General features: G+C 60.0%; 15 protein-coding genes and 1 pseudogene. 8 read left to right on the forward strand and 8 right to left on the reverse strand.

Going from position 1 to position 20,413, the window contains the following annotated elements:
- Window positions 1-4: 4 nt before the first annotated feature.
- Complete coding sequence (locus ASE98_RS03045) at window positions 5-2,032, forward strand: acyltransferase family protein (protein WP_201782586.1); 2,028 nt, start codon at window positions 5-7, stop codon at window positions 2,030-2,032.
- A 536-nt stretch (window positions 2,033-2,568) separates the two neighbouring features.
- On the opposite strand, the gene ASE98_RS03050 is transcribed toward ASE98_RS03045, so the two are convergent.
- From ASE98_RS03050 to ASE98_RS03070, 5 genes are all read right to left on the reverse strand, one after another.
- Entirely contained in the window at window positions 2,569-4,323 is a 1,755-nt protein-coding gene (locus ASE98_RS03050) for an acyl-CoA dehydrogenase (protein ID WP_060539937.1), read from the reverse strand.
- Window positions 4,324-4,384: 61 nt separating this feature from the next.
- On the reverse strand, window positions 4,385-5,626 hold the full coding sequence (locus tag ASE98_RS03055; protein ID WP_060539938.1) for a thiolase family protein: 1,242 nt from the start codon (window positions 5,624-5,626) through the stop codon (window positions 4,385-4,387).
- Window positions 5,623-7,512 carry a feruloyl-CoA synthase gene (locus ASE98_RS03060; RefSeq protein ID WP_060539939.1) on the reverse strand — a complete coding sequence of 630 codons (1,890 nt, stop codon included), beginning with the start codon at window positions 7,510-7,512 and terminating at the stop codon, window positions 5,623-5,625. Before ASE98_RS03060 ends, ASE98_RS03055 begins: the two co-directional genes overlap by 4 nt.
- 149 nt (window positions 7,513-7,661) lie before the next feature.
- Window positions 7,662-9,110 (reverse strand): aldehyde dehydrogenase, encoded by a 1,449-nt coding sequence (locus ASE98_RS03065; protein ID WP_060539940.1) that lies wholly within the window; start codon window positions 9,108-9,110, stop codon window positions 7,662-7,664.
- Between the two features lie 109 nt (window positions 9,111-9,219).
- On the reverse strand, window positions 9,220-10,050 hold the full coding sequence (locus ASE98_RS03070) for a p-hydroxycinnamoyl CoA hydratase/lyase (protein ID WP_060539941.1): 831 nt from the start codon (window positions 10,048-10,050) through the stop codon (window positions 9,220-9,222).
- Between the two features lie 212 nt (window positions 10,051-10,262).
- Between ASE98_RS03070 and ASE98_RS03075 the strand changes: the two genes are divergently transcribed.
- On the forward strand, window positions 10,263-10,751 hold the full coding sequence (locus ASE98_RS03075; RefSeq protein WP_060539942.1) for a MarR family winged helix-turn-helix transcriptional regulator: 489 nt from the start codon (window positions 10,263-10,265) through the stop codon (window positions 10,749-10,751).
- A 49-nt stretch (window positions 10,752-10,800) separates the two neighbouring features.
- Here the strand turns inward: ASE98_RS03075 and ASE98_RS03080 are convergent, their stop codons facing one another.
- Window positions 10,801-12,123 (reverse strand): OprD family porin, encoded by a 1,323-nt coding sequence (locus tag ASE98_RS03080; protein ID WP_082457464.1) that lies wholly within the window; start codon window positions 12,121-12,123, stop codon window positions 10,801-10,803.
- Between the two features lie 332 nt (window positions 12,124-12,455).
- Between ASE98_RS03080 and mhpT the strand changes: the two genes are divergently transcribed.
- From mhpT to ASE98_RS03100, 4 genes are all read left to right on the forward strand, one after another.
- The gene (gene mhpT / locus ASE98_RS03085; RefSeq protein ID WP_060539943.1) at window positions 12,456-13,673 is read left to right on the forward strand and encodes a 3-(3-hydroxy-phenyl)propionate transporter MhpT; all 1,218 of its coding nucleotides are present in this window, start codon (window positions 12,456-12,458) and stop codon (window positions 13,671-13,673) included.
- A gap of 549 nt (window positions 13,674-14,222) precedes the next feature.
- Window positions 14,223-15,557, forward strand: coding sequence for an MFS transporter (locus ASE98_RS03090; protein WP_060539944.1), 1,335 nt, complete (start codon window positions 14,223-14,225; stop codon window positions 15,555-15,557).
- Between the two features lie 107 nt (window positions 15,558-15,664).
- The gene (locus ASE98_RS03095) at window positions 15,665-16,870 is read left to right on the forward strand and encodes an OprD family porin (RefSeq protein WP_442962689.1); all 1,206 of its coding nucleotides are present in this window, start codon (window positions 15,665-15,667) and stop codon (window positions 16,868-16,870) included.
- Window positions 16,871-16,955: 85 nt separating this feature from the next.
- Window positions 16,956-17,669: a GntR family transcriptional regulator gene (locus tag ASE98_RS03100; protein ID WP_060540164.1), complete on the forward strand. Its 714-nt coding sequence runs from the start codon at window positions 16,956-16,958 to the stop codon at window positions 17,667-17,669.
- Between the two features lie 9 nt (window positions 17,670-17,678).
- Here ASE98_RS03100 and ASE98_RS03105 read toward each other — a convergent pair whose 3' ends face one another.
- Window positions 17,679-18,629 (reverse strand): PDR/VanB family oxidoreductase, encoded by a 951-nt coding sequence (locus ASE98_RS03105; RefSeq protein WP_060539946.1) that lies wholly within the window; start codon window positions 18,627-18,629, stop codon window positions 17,679-17,681.
- A 74-nt stretch (window positions 18,630-18,703) separates the two neighbouring features.
- Entirely contained in the window at window positions 18,704-19,762 is a 1,059-nt protein-coding gene (locus ASE98_RS03110) for an aromatic ring-hydroxylating oxygenase subunit alpha (RefSeq protein ID WP_060539947.1), read from the reverse strand.
- Between the two features lie 109 nt (window positions 19,763-19,871).
- Between ASE98_RS03110 and ASE98_RS27060 the strand changes: the two are divergent.
- Window positions 19,872-20,123 (forward strand): annotated as a pseudogene (locus ASE98_RS27060) (MFS transporter); the annotation flags it as partial.
- 25 nt (window positions 20,124-20,148) lie between these two features.
- Window positions 20,149-20,298 carry a hypothetical protein gene (locus ASE98_RS26820; RefSeq protein WP_162237376.1) on the forward strand — a complete coding sequence of 50 codons (150 nt, stop codon included), beginning with the start codon at window positions 20,149-20,151 and terminating at the stop codon, window positions 20,296-20,298.
- Window positions 20,299-20,413: the final 115 nt, after the last annotated feature.

Consider the following 20,413-nt stretch of genomic DNA (forward strand, 5'->3'; position numbering starts at 1 on the left):
TACGATGCTCGCCGCCCAAGCACGGCGTTTTAATCAATCGGATCTGCGAACACCAATGACCTCTTTTTCCGAATCGGCGCAGCCAGCGGTCGACAAGCACATGAGTCACCCGAAGTACCGGCCAGATATCGACGGACTGCGCGCTATCGCGGTGCTATCTGTTGTTGCGTTCCATGCCTTTCCATCCTTGATACAGGGTGGGTTTGTCGGTGTTGATGTCTTTTTCGTAATTTCCGGATTTCTGATTTCCAGCATCATTTTCGGCAGCCTTGAAAAAAACAGCTTCAGCTTCGTGGACTTCTATAGCCGCCGCGTTAACCGGATTTTCCCCGCGCTCTTACTCATGCTGGCCGCCACTTGGGCCTTCGGCTGGTTCAGCCTGCTCGCTGACGAATACACGCAGTTGGGCAAACACATTGCCGGAGGGGCCGCGTTTGTATCTAACTTCGTGCTGCTGGGTGAGTCCGGCTACTTCGATAACAGCGCCGAGACCAAGCTGCTTTTGCACCTGTGGTCGCTCGGGATTGAGGAGCAGTTCTATCTGGTTTGGCCGCTTATGGTCTGGGCCGTCTGGAAAGCCAGGATCAACGCACTGATCTTGATTGCCCTGGTGGGCGGCGTCTCGTTCACGCTCAATGTCATGAGCGTGCATACCGACCCCGTGGCGACGTTCTACTCCCCCCAGACTCGTTTTTGGGAGTTGTTGGTCGGCTCTTTGCTGGCCAACGTGACCCTGCACAAACACCATTTTTTCCCGGCGTGGAGAGACACAAGCAGCCCGACGGTTCGAAATATCCAATCGCTGGCAGGGCTGTCGTTGCTCGTCACTGCCTTTGCCCTGACCACGAAGAACAATCAATTCCCAGGCTGGTGGGCGCTGTTGCCAACCATTGGTGCGGCACTGATCATCGCGGCCGGTCCTTTCGCCTGGATCAACAAGACCGTATTGTCCAACCGACTGCTTGTCTGGTTCGGTCTCATCAGCTTCCCGCTCTACCTCTGGCACTGGCCGCTTTTGACATTTGCCAGAATCATGAACAGCGAGACACCGAGCGCCGCTATCCGGCTTGCGGCAGTCATTGCCAGCGTGTTCCTGGCTTGGCTAACATATCGTTTCGTCGAAAAACCGATCCGCTACAGAGTAAATCCTCGGCGCGCCGTTGCAATGTTGTCGATCGCATTGATAGGTGTCGGACTCGCTGGTTATGCAACGCTGAAATTTGAAGGTTTACCTTCGCGCTTCCCGGCAGACATAGAAGGGATCGCGGACTTCAAATACGAATTTTTAACGGATGCCCGCAACCCAGAATGTTGGATCGGAGTAGCGGCCCCTTACGATGGGTTCGCCGGGAAATGCCTAACCGAAGCCGGAAATAAACCCGGAGAAGGGATTTTAATTTGGGGCGATTCCCACGCTGCGAGACTCTACCCTGGCATCGCTGCAGTCATTGGAGATAAAACCAAGGTTCTTCAGGCAACGCGAAGCTCGTGCCCACCAATCTTGGATTTTTCTGATGCCATATGTACAGCGAGCAACAACTACATCTTATCGACTATCAAGAAAAGTCAACCGCATACAGTAATCCTCTTCGGAGCATGGGGCCGATACGGCGCTGACTGGAGTGCCGGATCTAAAGACCAGGCAAAGCTTTTGCACACGATAAACGAAATAATTGCATCTGGAATTCAGAACGTTATCGTTCTTGGTCCATCCCCGGAATGGCTTGACCCACTTCCTAAGCTTGTCTACAACAGCTGGAAGAACAGCTATCCGCGACACATAGTTCCGGAAAGAATGAGCGACCACCTCAATCCAGGAACAAAGATTGTGGACAACTATTTTCGGGGATTTATTCCAAAATCAGAAGCAACACTGGTCCCGCTTTATGATTTTTTATGTAACAGAGATGGCTGCATGACCCATATTGATGGAGGTGTGAAAAAACTTACAACATGGGACTACGGGCACCTAACGACTGAAGGAGCGACATTCGTTGCTCAGAAACTTTTAGATCTCGGAGTTATCAAATAACCGAGCGAAACTAGAGCCTTTCAAGGCGGGAAACTACATCAATGGTAGCCCGCCAGACCCAGATCACTGCGAAGCACTAGGCACGTGCGCTTCATAAACGCTCATTACTTTTGCAACATCCTCATCCTTCATAGAAGGATCGAATTTAAACGACCCATCATCACCCCAAGAGAATGGGAGGCCGAGCAACCCGGCTGCCTTCAATTCATCCGAGAAGCTTTCGCCAATTTCATTGTTCAGTCGGGGCGGAGTGATTCGAACACTCGACCCCTAGCACTCCATCTCCTTTTTCATACTTCTGGAAAGCTTCCAAAATTTTACTCTGGATTTTTCCAAGCGAGTGTTTACTCGAGCTCCAGCGGTTTTCTGCTCTACGAGATTCCAGTAACGTCCGTCAAGCGCCGACGTTTTTGTGGGGGTAAAAGCAGGGGGAGTCCATTTCATGGCCAAAATCACCATCAAAGAACTTGAGTCGCTGACCGCCATCGCCATCGCCTGGCGGCACTACGGCGTCCGTTTGGGTCGTTTACCGAGCCTTAAATAAACGCCAACCCTGCTCGCGCCCCACGCACCGCGGCCATGTGCTGCTCGGCCTGGGGCAGCAGGTAGCTGAAAAAGAACCCCGCTGTTTCCCGTTTGACGGCGCGCAGTGGATCGTCCTCAGGCAATTGCTGCGAGACCCGTGCCGACCGTGCCCAGGCCAGCGCAAGCAAGGTCAGGCCGCAAAGCTGAAGGAAATTCCCTGCAGCTCGATATGGGTACTCAACATCTTCAATTGATATCTCACGCACCTCGCCAACCAGCACGTGAAGCTCACCACACAGGTTCACCAGCTGTGCAGCAAAGCCGGCGCACTGTGGCAGTTCGGCGCCCAGCCTGGACTCCTCGCGCAATTGCGCCAACAACAGGTCAAAAGCCTGCCCCTGATCGCCCAATACCTTGCGTAGCAGCAGGTCGTTGGCCTGAATCTCGTTGCTACCTTCGTAGATCATGGCGATACGGCTGTCGCGCAGGGTTTGCTCGATGGCAAATTCGGTGACGTAACCGTAGCCGCCAAACACCTGCAAGGCGTTGCTGGCTTGGCGAAAACCCTGTTCGGTAAAAAACGCCTTAATGATCGGCGTTAGCAGTTGCGCCAGTTGCCCGGCTTGTTGCCGAGCCATTAGCTGCGGGTCATGTTCGGCCTGGTCCAACAGGTGTGCGACCCAATAGCCGATAGCGCGCATGCCTTCGCTGGTGGCGCGTAATTCGAGCAGGACGCGGCGCATTGCCGGATGGTAGTGGATCGGATCGGCTGCCTGCGCCACGACCCCGGCCGGTCTTAACGGTGCACGCATCTGCTGGCGTTCACTGGCGTAGCTACGGCAGTTCTGCCAGGCCGCTTCGCTGTGCCCCAGACCTTGCAGACCTACGTGAAGGCGTGCCGAATTCATCATCACGAACATCGCCTTCAAGCCACGATTGACCTCGCCAATCAACCAGCCCTGAGCCGCATCGAACACCAGAGAACAGGTGGAGCTGCCCCTAATCCCCATCTTGTGCTCGATACCGTCGCAGGCCACGCCGTTGGCCTGACCTTGATTCAATAACTTCGGCACCAGGAACAGCGAAATCCCGTGGCTGCCAGTTGGCGCTCCCGGCACGCGAGCCAGCACCAGATGCAGGATGTTGTTGGTGAGGTCGTGTTCGCCGCCCGAGATAAACAGTTTGTTACCGCTGAGCCGATAACTGCCATCGTCCTGAGGTTCGGCGCGACAGCGTAGCAGGCCGACATCACTGCCCGCTTGGGGCTCAGTCAGGCACATGGTGGCCAAGGTTTCGCCACTAATTATCTCGGGAAGATAGCGCTCTTGCAGCCACGCGGCTGCGTGGGTCTTCAAACACAGATAGGCGCCGTGGGCGATGCCGGTGTACATGGCCCAAGCGTGGTTGCTGGCGTAAAGCATCTCTTGCAACGCCGCGTCGAGCACTTGCGGCAAGCCTTGTCCACCCAGCGCTTCGGCACAGGCCAGGGCCGGCCAACCGCCTTCGATATAGGCCCGATACGCGTCGCAAAAGCCATCCGGAGTAGTGACCCGTCCCTCAGCCAAACGGCAACCCTGACGATCGCCAATGCTGTTTAACGGCGCCAGGACGCCACTGCTGAAACGCCCAGCTTCCTCCAGCACCTGCACGGCCAGCGGCAAATCCAGCGCCTGGAATACCGAACTTCGACGCCACGCTTCGGGCGCCTGCAGCCAGTATTCAAGAACAAATCGCATATCGCGCAAGGGCGCCTGATAGTTCCACATGTGAAACCTCATAGGGTAGAAAACAGGTGACATCCGTCGCTACGGGCGGGCTACTAATGCCTCAGGCGCGCCAGTTCGGGTTCTCGATCAGCAGGGCCATGCCCTGCCCGCCGCCGACACAAGCCGCAGCAATCCCATAGCGCAGGTTGTGCTCGCGCAGTTGGCGGGACAAGGTCAAGACCAAGCGCAGACCACTGGCAGCCAAAGGGTGACCGAGGGCCAGCGAGCCGCCCTGAACGTTGAGACGGGAGCGGTCCAATTCCAACTCCTGAGCCACGGCGAGGACCTGGGCGGCTTGAGCTTCGTTGATTTCAAACCTGTCGATCTGATCCAGGCTCAAGCCGCTGCGCTGCGCCAACAGACGAATCGCTGGTGCAGGACCGATACCCATGAACTCCGGCGCCACCCCCACCACAGCGCTAGCCCGCAGAAAGGCTAACGGTGTATTGCGGCTAGCCGAAGCAGGTCCGACCAGCGCCGCTGCCGCACCATCGACTACCGCACAGCTGTTTCCGGCGGTTTGTACGCCACCCTCGTGCACCGCGCGCAGCCGGGCCAGGGCGGCGAGATTTGCCGGTCGTGGGTGGCTGTCTTCACTCACCGAGTCGACGCCCCGAGGCAAGCGAATACTGCGAGATTGATAACCTTCAAGTTCAAAGATCTGTGGAGCCACAGCAACAATCTCCGGCGCCAGCCACCCTGCCTGCTGCGCTGCAAACGCCTGCTCATGACTGGCACAGGCATAGGCGTCCACGGCTTCGCGACTCAGCCCATAGCGCCGTGCCAGCTTGTCGGCGGTGGCGATCATGTCCATCCCGGGAGCTGGGTCGTACAACGCTTCCCAGAGAAAGTCCTTGAACTGCACCTCGGCGCCAAGACGGAAACCGCCACGATGGGTATAGGCCGCAATCGGATTGCGTGACATCGATTCTGTGGCCACGCACAGCGCCAGTTGCACACCGTCATCCAGTTGCCTGGCAGCCTGGCGCAGCAGTTCGAATCCGGTGGCACAGATACGCTGCACGCCCAGTGCCGGAACCGATTGCGCCACGCCGCTATAGAGACCGATATGCCGTGGCAGCAGATAGGCATCGAAACTTGCCTGGGCCATGGAGCCCGCCAGTACGCTGTCTACCGCCAGCGGATCGACGCCCGCGCGAGCCAGTACTTCGCGCCCGACCTTGATGCCCAGGTCGATCGGCGAAACCTCGGCCAGTGCGCCACCGAGGTCCACCCACGGCGTTCGCACCGCATCGAAAATCGCCGCATCGGCAAAGGCCGAGTACTGCCCGTCTGTGTTCAAGATTTCGCCCCAGCCCGCAGGATGGTCGGATCGAGCCCGCGATACAGGGCCTCGACCTGCTCCGCGCGCCACTGCAACACCGCACGCTGATTGATCGAGCCCTTGTCGGTGATTTCCCCACGATCAATGGAGGCCGGCTCGTCGAGCAACGCGATCCACTCCAGGCGACTGGCATTGCCGCTGGCTTCGCGATTGAGCCGTTGCAACCAATCGGCGAACCACTCGCGTACCGGCGTGCTTGCCAACACCTGAGCGTCGCTGGCACTGGTCGCCAGCCCCGCCATGCGGCGACATTCGTACAACCGTGGGAACACCAGCGCTCCGAGGCATTCACGATCGGGCGCGGTCACTACCAGGTCCTGGACATACGGCGAGCCCTCCAGTACCGCGCGATTACGCAGCGGCCCGACACTGACGAACACCCCGGAAGACAGCTTGAAGTCTTCGGCGATGCGCCCATCGAACATCAGCCCCAGTTGCGCGTCATCCGGGTCGGCAAGCTTGAGTGCATCACCGGAACAGTAATAGCCTTGTTCGTCGAACACTTCGGCGGTCTGCTGCGGTGAGCGCCAGTAACCGGGCATGATGTGCGGCCCACGGAAGCGCCCTTCCAGCTTGCCGTCTTTTGGTACCAACCGGACCTCGCAACCCGGCGCCGGCAGGCCGATGTAACCGGCCATGGACAAGGGCCCGGTGGTAAAGGTGCACGATGGCGCGGCCTCGGTCATGCCCAGCCCCGCCATCATCCGGATTCGTTTGCCACAGTGTTGTTCGGCGACCCGGTCAAGGCGATCCCAGACGCTTTGCGACAGCCCGGCAGCGGCGAAGAAGAACAGGCTGACGCGCTTGAAAAAACACTCCCGCAGCTCTGCGTCCTGTTCCAGGGCCGAAACCAGCTCTTCCCAGCCCTTGGGCACGGTCAGGTAGGCGGTGGGAGAGATTTCCTTGAGGTTGCGCAGGGTCTGGGCAAATCCCTGCGCGGTAGGTTTGCCGTCGTCCAGGTAAAAACTGCCGCCGTTGTAGAGCACGATGCCGAGGTTGTGGCTGCCGCCGAACGTATGATTCCACGGCAGCCAGTCCACCAGCACCGGAGGTGCTTCACCAAACACCGGAAAAGTCTGCAACAGCATCTGCTGGTTGGCGCAGAGCATGCGTTGGGTGGTGATCACGGCCTTGGGCAGCCGGGTCGAGCCGGAAGTGAAAAGAAACTTGGCGATGCTGTCCGGGCCGGTGGCGGCAAAAGCGGCTTCAGCCTCGGCACCGCCCGGTTGCTCAAGCAGGCTGGCAAAGCTCACCTGGCGACGACCTTCGACCTGACCACGGACGCTGATCAGTGGCGTATCCGCCGGTATCACGGCATCGATGGCGCGCTGGTACGCCGCGGCATCACTGACGAAGACCAGGCCTGGCTTGAGCAACTCGCACACGTGGCGCAGCTTGGAGAAGTCCTGGGACAGCAACGAATAGGCCGGCGACACCGGGCAGTAGGGAATGCCCGCATACAGGGCGCCGAAGGCCACTTGCAAATGCTCGATGTCATTGCCCGAGAGCAGCACCAGGGGCTTGTCGGCCGACAGACCATAGCCCAGCAGGCTTTGGGCGATCGCCCGGACACTGTCAAGCATTTGCGCGTAACTCACCCGACGCCATTCACCGTTTTCCTGGCGGGCGGCGATAAAGGTCTGCTCAGGACGCAACCGGGCCCAATGCACCAAGCGGTCGAGCAAGCGCCTGGGCAACTCGGCCAAGGGTTCCAGGGAACGCATGTGCAGTTCGCCATGCTGCTCTGTCACCTCGACCGCCGCACAACCGATGGATACGGGGCGATAGCGCGGTGTGCCGGCTTGGACATTGGCTTGGGTTTGTAAACTGAATTCGGAACTCAAGTGCTTGTACTCCGTCGAGGCACGCTAAACCCAAGCCACCCGAAGGTGACTCACTGATAGCGTGGCAGCCATTGGCTGCAGCCTTGTTATTGTTATTTCGGCCTTGCACGCGGGCGATTGACTTACGGGAAAGTCAATCGCCCGCCTGTTCAGATCGGGTAGTGCCGCGGTCCGTTCTGCAAGGTAACCCAACGCAGCTGGGTGAAATGCTCGATGGACGCCTTACCGCCGAAACTTCCGTAGCCGCTGGACTTGACCCCGCCAAACGGCATTTGCGCCTCGTCGTGCACGGTTGGGCCGTTGATATGACAGATGCCCGACTCGACCCGTTGGGCCAAGGCCAGGGCACGCCCGGTATCGCGACTGAAAATCGCCGCCGACAACCCGAACTCGGAATCGTTGGCCAGTTGCAGCAACACTTCATCACCCTCACCGCGCAGCAACACGGCCACCGGCCCGAAGGACTCCTCGCGGTACAGGCGCATGCTCGCGTCAACGCCATCGAGCAGGGTCGGCTGCAATATGCTGCCGTCCAGTTGCCCACCGACCACCAGGCGCGCGCCCTTGGCCAGGGCATCGTCGATCAAGCCCTTGATGCGCGTACCGGCGCTGGCGTCCACCAGCGAACCGAGCACCGAGCCCTCAGCCGCGGGGTCACCCGCGCGCAGGGTGGCGACCTTGGCCGCCAGCTTGTCGACAAAGGCATCGGCAACCTTGGCATCGACGATCAGACGCTCGGTGGACATGCAGATCTGCCCCTGATTGAAATAGGCACCAAAGGCGGCCGCCTCTACCGCGGCGTCCAGGTCGGCATCGTCGAGCACCAGCAAGGGTGCCTTGCCTCCCAGTTCCAGCAAGGCCGGTTTGAGGTGACGCGCCGAGAGTTCGCCGACGATGCGTCCGACATGGGTCGAGCCGGTGAAATTGACCCGGCGCACCGCCGGGTTGGCGATCAACCGCTCGACAATCGCCGCAGCATCCGCTGGCGCGTTGCTGATGACATTGACCACGCCATCGCCCAGGCCGGCGTCCTGCAATACCTGACCGATCAAGCGGTGCACCGCAGGGCTGAGCTCGGAGGCCTTGAGCACCACGGTGTTGCCGCAGGCCAATGGCATGGCGATAGCGCGGGTGGCGAGAATCACCGGGGCGTTCCAGGGCGCGATGCCCAGCACCACGCCGCAGGGTTGGCGCAGGGCCATGGCGAAACTGCCAGGCACATCCGAGGGAATGACTTCGCCATTGATCTGCGTGGTCATCGACGCCGCTTCACGCAGCATATTGGCCGCCAGCCGCACGTTGAACCCATACCAGTTGGCCATGGCACCGGTCTCGCCCGCCGCCTCGATGAACTCGGCGCTGCGCGCCTGCAATTGCTCGGCTGCCTTGAGCAAACGGGTGCGGCGTTCATTGGGGGCCAGGGCGGCCCAGGCGGGAAACGCCTTCTGCGCAGCGGCCACCGCGGCGTCGGCATCTTCCAGGGTGGCGGCGGCAACCCGCGACACCAACTCGCCGGTTACCGGGTTACGGCGTTCGAAGGTTCGACCGTCGCGGGCGGGGCACGACTGGCCGCCAATCAGCAGGGGCACGTCCAGCATGGTGATTCCTCTTTATAGTCTTTGTCGGGAATACATAAGAACGGTGTAACCGCAGCACCAGGGCGCAACCGCCAGTAGCGGGATGCGCCGGGCTACCTACCGCAGCACTTCAGCGCTTGTACGCTTGCAGGCCAGGCTTGATGCTCTTGTCGTCGAGGAATTGTTTCATGCCCTGCTCACGACCACCTTCAGTGTCCAGCAGGCGTGACTGATCGAGCTTGGCGTACAGGTAATCCTCGTTCTGCTCCCACGTCAGTTCGCGGCAACGTTTGAAACCATGCTTGGCCGCACGCAGCACCACCGGGTTTTTCTCCAGCAGGTTACGCGCCAGCTCCACAGTAACTTCACGCAGTTGCGTCAGGGGTACGCTTTCATTGACCAGGCCCATCTCCGCGGCTTTCTGCCCACCAAAGGTCTTGCCGGTCATGATGTAGTAGAGCGACTGGCGATGGCCCACGGTGTCGGCCATGGCCTTGCTGACCAGGTTGCCCGGCGGGATGCCCCAGTTGATTTCCGACAGGCCGAAGGTCGCTTCGTCGGCGCAGATCGCCAGGTCGCAGGCCACCAGAGGGCTGAAGCCGCCGCCGAAGCACCAGCCGTTGACCATGGCAATGGTCGGCTTGGCGTACATGCGCAACAGTTTCCACTGCCATTGCGAGGCTTCACGACGGATTTTTTCCTGCAGGATTTCCGGGCCGGCGTCCACTTCGCGGAAGTACTCCTTGAGATCCATCCCCGCCGTCCAGGCTTCGCCCGCACCGGTCAACACCAGGACACCGGCATCCGGATCCTGCTCCAGGGTTTCCAGAACATCGATCATCTCGCGGTTCAGGGTCGGGCTCATGGCGTTGCGTTTTTCCGGGCGGTTGAGGATGACCCACGCGATGCCTTCCTCGATTTCCACTTTGACCGTTGTCCAGCGACCTTCGTAATTGCTCATGACGATGCTCTCTTGTTCTTGGTTTGAAGATGACTGGAAATTAAACCGGCCAATTAGTTATGTCAATTAACTATTAATAATATTAACCTGTTTCCGTCACGCTGTGAGCGCCCACCCTCCGAACGCCAACCAACATTGGCCATAGCAATCACCGGTCAACGCCGGCAAAATAGATAGCCTTGTTAACCCAAAATCCTCAGGACTCACCTGCAATGGCCAAGCCCTCCCCCCTCGCCGAGACGATCGAGGCAGCGTCGACCAGCGCCGAGATGCAGGCACCACTCGATTCGGCATTGAACGACCTGATCGGCTACGCCATGCGCCGCGCACAACTCAAGCTGTTCCAGAACCTGATTGGCCGCCTCTCGGCCCACGATCTACGACCTGCCCAATTCTCCGCCCTGGCGATCATCAACCAGAACCCCGGCCTGATGCAGGCCGATCTGGCCCGGGCTCTGACCATCGAGCCGCCCCAGGTGGTGCCGCTGCTCAATAAACTGGAAAGCCGTGCGCTGGCGGTGCGCGTGCGGTGCAAGCCTGACAAGCGCTCGTACGGGATCTTCCTCAGCAAGACCGGCGAGACCCTGCTCAAGGAGCTGAACCAGATCGCCGCGCAAAGCGACCTGGACGCCACCGCGGCGCTGGACGATCAGGAGCGGGAAGAGCTGCTGCGCCTGCTGAAGAAGATTTATCAGGAGTGAGACACGCCCCAGAGGGACGTGCCGGTGAGGCGTTTGCAGGACTGCGGGGTTACCAGATCGGTAAGGTGTAGGTCACCAGGAAGCGGGTCTGGTTTTCATCACGAAAGGCCGCACCGGTCGGGAAATCGTTGCGGTAGATCGCCTTGCGCGCCACCAGTGCGACATTTTTCAGCGGACCGCTCTGCACCACATAGCCCAACTCCATCTGAAACTCGCGCTCCTTGCGGTCCTCGGCGTTGAAGGCCGCCATCTCGATATTGTCACCGCGCAAATAACGCAAGCGGCCCCTCAGCCCGGGCACTCCGGACGCTGCGAAGTCATAGTCATAGATGGCCTGCCACGTGCGCTCCTTGGCATTGAGAAAGTCCGACGCCATGGTCATCTCACTCATGCCCATCAACTCTGTCCCGGAGATGTAGGGCGTCGCCGATTCGCCAGTGGAATGCATATAACCGATGCCCAGCTTGTGTCCGCCGTATCGGTAGCTGAACATCCCCGAGACGTTGCGATTGTCCACTTCACCACCCTTGGCGCTGCCATCCTCGCGACTGAAAAAACTGCGCAGGTCGCTGGTCAACACACCTCCTCCCAGCGGCAGCTCATGCAGCAAGGCAAAGGTGTCCTGTTGGTACAAGTCAGTCACCTCGACGTGATAGGCACGCAGGCTCAGCGTCTTGCTGACCTGGTAATCACCCCCCGCATAGGCCATGTGCGAGGTCGTGGCAGTGGCGTTGAAGCGCCGGTTGGGCGACGCGATGGTCATCGCCTCATAGTTTGTGGAATTGCGCTTGTCGATGCGATCGATATAACCGGTGTTCAGCGTCAGCCCATCGAAGTCCCTGGAGCTCAGGATGGTGCCGCGAAAGGTTTGTGGCAGCAGTCGCGAGGGGCTGGCAAAGGCAAACGGCAGGAAGATCGACACGTCCCCGGACTTCACCGTGGTCTGGGCAAAACGCAGCTTGGCGGTCGGGGCCAGGCGCGAGTACTCGTCCGCCGCCCGATTGTCGCTGGCCGACACCGGCAGCAACTCGGTGCCGCTGCGGTCCGGCGCGGAGTCGAGCTTGACCCCCATCAGCCCGCGAACGTCCAGGCCAAAACCCAGCGGCCCCGGGGTGAACCCCGACTCCATGTTCATGATGAAACCCTGGGCCCACTCCTGGGCGGCGGACTTGGCGCCATCGTCCTTGTATTGGCGATCCAGGTAGTAATTACGCAGGGTCAAGGTGCCATGGCTGTCTTCGATGAAGCCCCCGGCGCGCAGCTGAGTGGGTAGAACGCTCAAGCCGAGCAGCGCCAGGACCAACCCTCGGTTGATACCGGGCACACAGGTGGCAGACGCCGTGGCAACGTCGTGCGCAGGGAGATTTGGCATGTTCGATTTCCATTTTTTATTGTTGTTTGTGCCGCCGGCAGAGCCCAGTGCAGCCGGCTTCGCGGACAGAGAATGGAAACAGCCAACAACCGCTGTCAATGGTAAATGACCGATAATCGAACATTAATATTATTATCTATTTTCCAGCAATCCGCATTTTCCAGATCTTAGTAGTTGATTTATAAGCCTTATCTACCGATTTTTATGATTTTCATAGGGCGATTCATTTTTTAGTTATCTTTGTTATCTTATTCACCAGCAGCCATCTTCAGCGTACCCCGTGCGATGGGACGGCTCGACTCCACAACAAAAACAACAATGAGGTTCCACCCATGGACAGCCCATCGCGTCGCTCGACGCTGACAATCGCTTTGTGCTTTATCGTTGCGCTGATCGAGGGTTTCGATCTGCAGGCCGCCGGCACAGCTGCCGCCGGACTGCGCCAGAGTTTTGCCCTGGACCCGAAGATGATGGGCTGGGTGTTCAGCGCCGGAATCATCGGCCTGCTGCCCGGCGCGTTTTTTGGCGGCTGGGTCGCCGATCGCATCGGCCGCAAGAAAATCCTCGTCAGTGCCGTACTGCTGTTCGGCCTGTTTTCCCTGTGCACCGCCTATGTCGAGAGCTACTCCAGCCTATTGCTGGTGCGCTTCATGACCGGTCTGGGCCTGGGCGCCGCCCTGCCCAACCTGATCGCCTTGTGCGCCGAAGCCGTAAGCGAACGCAACCGCGGCACCGCCATTAGTGTCATGTACTGCGGCGTGCCCCTGGGCGGAGCGCTCGCGGCGGTGGTGGCGATGTTTTCAAGTGAACACTGGCAAACCACCTTCATCATCGGGGGCCTGGTGCCCTTGCTGGTCGTGCCGCTGATGGCCCTACTGCTGCCCGAATCCACTGCATTCCGCGAGCAACATTCAGCCACTGGCAGCCTGCGGCCATCCAGCGCACAGGCGCTGTTCGGCGAAGGCCGCACACGCAACACCCTGGCCCTGTGGCTAAGCTATTTCTTCACCTTGACCGTGATGTACATGCTGCTCAACTGGCTCCCATCATTACTGCTGGAACAGGGCTTCAGCAAACCCCAGGCGGGCATGATCCAGATGCTGTTCAATATCGGTGGCGCCCTCGGGTCGCTGCTCGGCGGCCTGCTTCTGGACCGTTGTAACGGCCTCAAGGTCGTGCTGTTCGTGTATGCCGGGTTGCTGGCGGCGCTGGCCGGGGTGGGCCTGTCTATCGGAATCGTACCAATGTCGATCGCCGGGTTTGCCGCCGGGTTGTTCGTAATGGCTGCGCAACTGGTGCTCTACGCCCTGGCGCCACCGACCTACCCGACCGCAGTGCGCGCCACCGGCGTCGGCGCGGCCGTGGCCATCGGGCGCCTGGGCTCAGTGGCAGGCCCTCTGGCCGCTGGGCAGATCCTTGCTGCCGGTGCCGGCACTACCGGCGTGCTGCTGGCGACTTCACCCGGGCTGGTGATCGCAGCCTTGTCGATTATCACCGTGATCGCACGCTCCAGTTCGACCACTGAAGCATCACTGAATACCGCCAACTGAGCATCACTGCGAAGTTCTCAACCCTCTCGCGAAATCACATTGAGCAAGAGCCGGTTCCACAACCGCCGTCCTCTCCCAGTGCCAGCGTGCACCGGGATTGGGCGTGTGTAGTGACAAAGTCTCGAATCGATCAAACGCCAAAGCCTGGAGCGAATACCGCTGGTCTGCGGTGCTGCGGCTTGAAACGCAAAGCATGTCCCGGGGTCTACCCCATGAGCTCCTCACACCCTTATATTGGATCCTTTGCAGAAAAATTTACGAAATGACCGATAATCGAACACTTTAGTAGTTCATAACTGATTGTTTTTAAACGACTTTATCTTAATTTATTAAAAATCAGATAAAAATCCTCTAACAACCACTTTTCAATGGATCCATAAAACGATTGACTGGCGCCACTCGGTGTCAGGTAAAACGCCTGCCCGCTCATAAAAATAACAAGGGTGTCGTGATGAGTAACTTCTCAATCGGGTTCGAGCTTCGGCTTGCACCCAGCTTCGTGTGCCTTTCTCGCTTTACCATTGCCCAGCCTCATCTCGAGGGCAAGCCATGAGTGTGGATCTGAAGAGCGTGGTAGATGAGCATTCCATGGCGCGTTTCCAATGGCTGGCCGTGGGTATCTGTATTGTCCTGAACATGATCGATGGCTTCGACGTGCTGGTGATGGCTTTCACGGCCTCCTCGGTGTCTGCCGAATGGGGCTTGAGCGGCGCGCAGATCGGGTTGCTGTTGAGTGCCGGATTGTTTGGCATGGCGGCAGGCTCTTTGTTCATTGCGCCGTGGGCGGATCGTTATGGACGTCGACCATTGATTCTGTTTTGCCTGCTGCTCTCGGGTGCCGGCATGCTGTTGTCGGCCCTGAGCCAGACGCCCCTGCAACTGGCGCTGCTGCGTGGCTTCACCGGCCTGGGGATCGGCGGAATCCTGGCCAGCAGCAACGTGATTGCCAGCGAATATGCCAACAAGCGCTGGCGCGGACTGGCGGTGAGTTTGCAGTCCACCGGTTATGCCTTGGGCGCGACCTTGGGCGGGCTATTGTCGGTGTGGCTGCTGACGCACTTTGGCTGGCGTTCGGTGTTCATCTTTGGTGGCGCCGTGACCCTTGCGGTGATTCCCCTGGTGTTGCTGTACCTGCCTGAATCGCTGGACTTCCTGATCGCCCGTCGTCCCGCAAATGCCTTGGCACGCATCAATCGCCTGGCCGCACGTCTTGGCCAGCCTCCATTGCGCGAACTGCCCATGGCCCTTTCCGCGCCGACTTCAGGCCGTGGCCGCCTGGCGCAGTTGCTCTCGCCGGATTCGCGACGCACCACCCTGCTGATCTGGCTGCTGTTCTTCCTGGTGATGTTCGGCTTCTACTTCGTGATGAGCTGGACGCCGAAGCTGCTGGTCTCGGCTGGGCTTTCGGCACAGCAAGGCATCAGCGGCGGCGTGCTGCTGAGCGTAGGCGGCATCTTCGGCGCCGCGCTGATTGGCGGCCTGGCCTCGCGCTGGCGGCTGACCCGGGTGCTGTCGCTGTTCATGCTGATTACCGCGGGCCTGCTGGTGCTGTTCGTCGGCTCCGCGTCATCGGTATCCATGGCACTCGGCCTGGGCCTGCTGATCGGCTTGTTCGCCAACGGTTGCGTGGCAGGCCTGTACGCGCTGTCGCCGATTGTCTACGACGCTTCCGTGCGCACCACGGGGGTCGGTTGGGGCATCGGTATCGGGCGCATCGGCGCGATCCTGTCGCCCACCGTCGCCGGCCTGTTGCTGGACAGCGGTTGGCAGCCACTGCACCTGTATGGGGTGTTTGCCGTGGTCTTCGTGATTGCCGCCGCCGTGTTGCTGCAGCTGCGGCCCAACGCCCCGGCGCAGCCTGCCGGCCAACCCAGCCAGGCTTGAATCAAAGCGGTAGCGAGGCCCTCCCCTCGCTACTGAGTCCATCCTCCAGGAAAACAACAATAATGAATTACCTTCCTCTCCCTCCCCGGGCCCTGCTCGGCGGTGCAATGGCGCTTGCCCTGATGCCTTCGGCACACGCTGAAAGCAACGGTTTTTTCGAAGATTCCAAGACCAGCCTGACCCTGCGAAATTACTACTTCAATCGGGACTTCAACGATCCCGGCGCCAGCAAGAGCAAGATCGAAGAATGGGCCCAGGGCGCGATCCTCAAGTTCAGTTCCGGTTATACCCCGGGCGTTGTCGGCTTTGGCCTTGACGGTATCGCGATGCTGGGCGTCAAGCTCGACAGCGGCCCGCAACGCAGCGGTTCGGATCTGCTGCCGGTGCACGACGATGGTCGCGCCGCCGACGACTACGGACGCGCGGGGCTGGCGGCAAAAATGCGTATTTCCGACACCGAGCTGATGCTCGGCGAACTCATGCCGGATATTCCGCTGCTGCGCTACGACGACGGACGCCTGCTGCCACAAACCTTCCAGGGCGCCATGCTGGTGTCCCGGGAGCTTACCGGCCTGAGCCTGCAGGGCGGTCAATACACCTCGGTGAGCCTGCGCAACTCCTCGGACATGCAAGACCTCTCGGCCTGGGCTGCGCCCACCGTCAAGTCGGACGGCTTCAACTATGCGGGTGCCGAATACCGCTTCAACGAACAACAGACCCTGATCGGCGCCTGGTACTCGCAGCTCGAAGACATCTATCAGCAAAGCTATCTGAACCTGCTGCATAAACAGAAAGTCGGTGACTGGACCCTCGGCGCGAACCTGGGTTATTTCAACGACAAGGATGACGGCAGCGCCCTGATCGGCAATGTGCAAAGCCATACCGCCTACGGACTGTTCTCGGCCAACCTGGGTGGCCATACCCTGTACCTGGGGCTGCAAAAGGTCAGCGGCGATACCGGCTGGATGTCGGTGTATGGCAGCAGCGGGCGGACCCTGGGCAACGATATGTTCAACGGCAACTTCAGTAACGCCGACGAGCGCTCCTGGCAGGCGCGTTATGACTACAACTTTGCCGCCGTCGGCCTCCCCGGCTTGTTGTTGATGACCCGCTACGGTCACGGTGAAAACGCCACCACCAAGGCCGGCAGCAATGGCAAGGAATGGGAGCGTGACACCGAGGTCAGCTACACCCTGCAAAGCGGCCCGCTGAAAAACCTCAGCCTGCGGGTCAACAACGCCACCAACCGTCGCAGCTTCAACAGCGACTTCGATCAGACCCGCATCATCGTCAGCTACCCCCTGTCCCTCTGATCCTCCCGCCAGGGGCGCTTTGTCGCCCCTGCATCTCTCTCCTCCTTGCGCTACTATGGCGAACCAACTTCTGGAAGTCGCCTGCATGAGCAAACCGGGTCAAATGGTGCTGGTCGCACTGCGCAAAATGATCGCTTCTGGCGAGCTCGCGGCTGGCGAACGGCTGATGGAGATCCCGACGGCGGAACGCTTCGGCGTCTCGCGCATGCCGGTGCGCATGGCCTTTCTCACCCTGGAACAGGAAGGCTTGCTGGTGCGCCATGGCGGGCGGGGTTATCAGGTGCGCTCGGTGAGTGCCGACGATATCGCCGGCGCCGTGGAGGTGCGCGGGGTGCTGGAGGGTCTGGCGGCGCGGCAGAGTGCCGAACGCGGCTTGAGTGAAGAAGCACAGACGGCGTTGCGCGAATGCCTGGTGCAAGGCGATGCGCTGTTCGACAAGGGTTACGTGACGGAGGAAGACCTCGAGGCGTTCCATGACCTCAACATGCGCTTTCACCAGGTGATCGTCGACAGCAGCGCCAACCCGGCAATTGGCGAAGCCTTGGCGCGTAACGACCATCGCCCCTTCGCTTCCGTGTCGGCGCTGGCGATCGATCGCCAGGACCTGGTGCGCGAATACCGGCGCTTCAACTTCGCGCACATGCAACACCACTCGGTGTTCGACGCGCTGGTCAGCCGCCAGGGCGCACGCGCGGAAGCCATCATGCGTGAACACGCCAATGCAACGCTGCGCTACGCCGAGGTCTTCGGGGCGATCAGCAACGGCGACCGAATGAAGGTGATCGCCCGCGGCGAGTGATCGGTGGGGTCAGAGATCCAGCACCAACAGCCTGGACTTGGATCTTGAGCAGCAAGGCGTGAACTGGTCATTGGCCGCTTGCTCTTCTTCGGTGAGAAACAGGTCTCGGTGCTCCGGCACCCCTTCCAGCACACGGGTCAGGCAGGTGCCGCAGATACCCTGCTCACAGGAAAGCGCAATCTCTACGCCGTGACTTTCCAGCACCTGGACCACGGTCTTGTCGGCGGGAATGTCGAACACCTGCCCGCTACGGCCCAGTTTGATCTGGAAAGACCCGTCGGCACTGGTATCCACAGGCGCCGCGGCGAAGTATTCACGGTGCAACTGCCCTTCGCTCCAGCCCTGAGCCTTGGCGCTGTCGAGCACATGCTGCATGAACCCTGAAGGACCGCAGACATACAGGTGCAGGTCAGGCCGCGGATTGGCCAGGACTTTGGCGGCATCCAGGCGCGAATCGGCCTGTTCATCGAAATGCAGGTGCACGCGATCGGCAAAGGAAGCGCCTTTGAGGCGCTCGACAAACGCCGCCCGTTCGCTGGAGCGCGCACAGTAATGCAGTTCGAAATCGGCACCGCTGTGGGCCAGTTGCTCGGCCATGCACAGGATCGGAGTGATGCCGATGCCACCGGCGAACAACAGGCTGCGCTGCCCCTCAGCCACCAGCGGGAACAGGTTGCGCGGCTCGCTGATGAACAGGCGGTCACCGCTGTTGATCTGCTCGTGCAGGCTCTGGGAACCGCCGCGGGAGGCAGTGTCCTTGAGCACGCCGATCAGGTAGCGATGGCGCTCTTGCGGGTGATTGCACAACGAGTACTGGCGGACAAGTCCGCCCGGCAGGTGCACGTCGATATGGGCTCCGGCACTGAAGCCGGGAAGTTGCCCGCCTTGTGCACAGGCCAGCTCGTAGCTGCAGATATCCAGCGCTTCGTTGTTGCGGGATGTCACGACGACTTCAATCATGGCGCACCTTCAAGGCCGGCCACCGCGGTGGCCGTGAACAGGATCAATGGGAGTGGACTGGCCTAGCGCTCGAGCTAGTTGGCCGTGGCAATCAGCTCGACGGCGGGCGCCTGCTCACGGGCGATGATGCGCTCCAGCACGCGCCGGGACTGCACACCGCCGGCATCGATATTGAGCTTGAGCAGGTTGCGCTCGGGATTGGCCAACAGGTTTTTCTGCTGCTGTTCGAGCATGTCGAGGTCTTCGCTGAAGATCTTGCCCTGGCCCTCGCGGATGCTGGCGGTCAGTTCTTCGTCACGGGGATTGAAATTGCGCGCCATGCCCCAGAAGTACCAGATCGACGTCTCGGTTTCCGGGGTAATGAAGTCGACCACGATGCTCGCGGCCTTGTGTTGCGGCTCGGCGTGGTAACCGCCCTTGCCCGCGTGGGCCACGCCCACCTCGATCAACACATGGCTGGGCGGACTGAAGCGGCAGATCTGCCAGCGGTCCACCGGCACATCGTCGGCCAGATTATTGCCACGCAAGGCCATGCGCCAGAACGGCGGCGCCATGATGTTTTCCATGTGCCGCGCGGTGACCACCTCGTCACCTTCGACGGTGGTGACCGGCGCCGCTTCATCGATCTCTTTCTGGCCGATGCTCGAGGCGTGCACGTAGGTTTCGTGGGTGAGGTCCATCAGGTTATCGATCATCAACCGATAGTCGCAATTGATGTGGAACAGCCCCCCGCCATACGCCCACTCATCGCTGACAGCCCACTCCAGATGATGGATCAGTGCAGGGTCCGCCTTGTCCTGCTCACCCGGCCAGACCCAGATGAAACCGTACCGCTCTTCAACGGCGTAGGTCTTGTTGCACGGAAAACCCCGTACGCGCTGCCCCGGCATTTCGACGGTCTTGCCATCGCAGCCCATGACCAGGCCGTGGTAACCACAGACCAGGTTGCCGTTCTCGACATAGCCCAGGGAAAGAGGGGCGCCGCGGTGTGGGCAGAAGTTCTCGACGGCGGCCACACGGCCTTCTTTCCCACGGTAGAAGACGATTTTCTCACCGCAAATCTGCCGCCCCAGGGGCTTGGAAGCGATCTCGTCGGGGGTGCAGGCGACATACCAGGTGTTTTTCGGATACATAGGGCTCTCCGGGACAGGCTTGTTTTTATGGATCCATTTGATCGGATAAACCTGATATTCGTCAAGCTTTTTGCGGATCAATGGACGTCAATGGATCCATTAAAGCCAGATCTGGGTGGCGGCGCCGATTCTCCTGTCGCTGATCCGTTGCGCCCAAGGCTTTTCCGCCGGCGGCAAATACGCCGGTGCCTGTGCCTATCTGATGGAGCATGCACCCAGGGATAAACGCGCCTGGTACGGCAGCTTCATTCCGGTGTCGACCTTTCCCGCCTTCGCTGCGGTCGCCGTGGTGGCCTACGCCCTCGAGACGACGTTATCAGCCGAAGCCATGGGCAGCTGGGGCTGGCGCCTGCCGTTCCTTCAAGATCAACGAAAACCAGCTTGCCTTGGAGGCTGCCATCAAGGAGCTGACGCTTTGGGTAGAGCAGCACAGTGCGACCGAGGTCGGTGGCAATGTGCGCGGCGCCCTGGAAGCCATCGACAAGAATGAAGAATTAATCAAGATGACGCTCGCGGTGCTCATGACGCCGGAGTGAAAACAATTGAGTGCGCCCAGTATGCGGGGTTTGACGCAACCACCGATCACACAGCTTTTTCATCGATGCCATTGTGATATCGTCGGGAAATTACGTTTTTTAAAGCATGCTGATC

Source organism: Pseudomonas sp. Leaf48, assembly GCF_001421885.1.
Lineage (GTDB): Bacteria > Pseudomonadota > Gammaproteobacteria > Pseudomonadales > Pseudomonadaceae > Aquipseudomonas.

What these genes read in the sequence shown, in the direction of transcription:
- ASE98_RS03045 (WP_201782586.1), top strand. Translation starts at nt 5, where the DNA reads ATGCTCGCCGCCCAAGCACGGCGTTTTAATCAATCGGATCTGCGAACA.
- ASE98_RS03050 (WP_060539937.1), bottom strand. Translation starts at nt 4,323, where the DNA reads ATGTGGAACTATCAGGCGCCCTTGCGCGATATGCGATTTGTTCTTGAA.
- ASE98_RS03065 (WP_060539940.1), bottom strand. Translation starts at nt 9,110, where the DNA reads ATGCTGGACGTGCCCCTGCTGATTGGCGGCCAGTCGTGCCCCGCCCGC.
- ASE98_RS03070 (WP_060539941.1), bottom strand. Translation starts at nt 10,050, where the DNA reads ATGAGCAATTACGAAGGTCGCTGGACAACGGTCAAAGTGGAAATCGAG.
- ASE98_RS03075 (WP_060539942.1), top strand. Translation starts at nt 10,263, where the DNA reads ATGGCCAAGCCCTCCCCCCTCGCCGAGACGATCGAGGCAGCGTCGACC.
- ASE98_RS03080 (WP_082457464.1), bottom strand. Translation starts at nt 12,123, where the DNA reads ATGCCAAATCTCCCTGCGCACGACGTTGCCACGGCGTCTGCCACCTGT.
- mhpT (WP_060539943.1), top strand. Translation starts at nt 12,456, where the DNA reads ATGGACAGCCCATCGCGTCGCTCGACGCTGACAATCGCTTTGTGCTTT.
- ASE98_RS03090 (WP_060539944.1), top strand. Translation starts at nt 14,223, where the DNA reads ATGAGTGTGGATCTGAAGAGCGTGGTAGATGAGCATTCCATGGCGCGT.
- ASE98_RS03095 (WP_442962689.1), top strand. Translation starts at nt 15,665, where the DNA reads ATGGCGCTTGCCCTGATGCCTTCGGCACACGCTGAAAGCAACGGTTTT.
- ASE98_RS03100 (WP_060540164.1), top strand. Translation starts at nt 16,956, where the DNA reads ATGAGCAAACCGGGTCAAATGGTGCTGGTCGCACTGCGCAAAATGATC.
- ASE98_RS03105 (WP_060539946.1), bottom strand. Translation starts at nt 18,629, where the DNA reads ATGATTGAAGTCGTCGTGACATCCCGCAACAACGAAGCGCTGGATATC.
- ASE98_RS03110 (WP_060539947.1), bottom strand. Translation starts at nt 19,762, where the DNA reads ATGTATCCGAAAAACACCTGGTATGTCGCCTGCACCCCCGACGAGATC.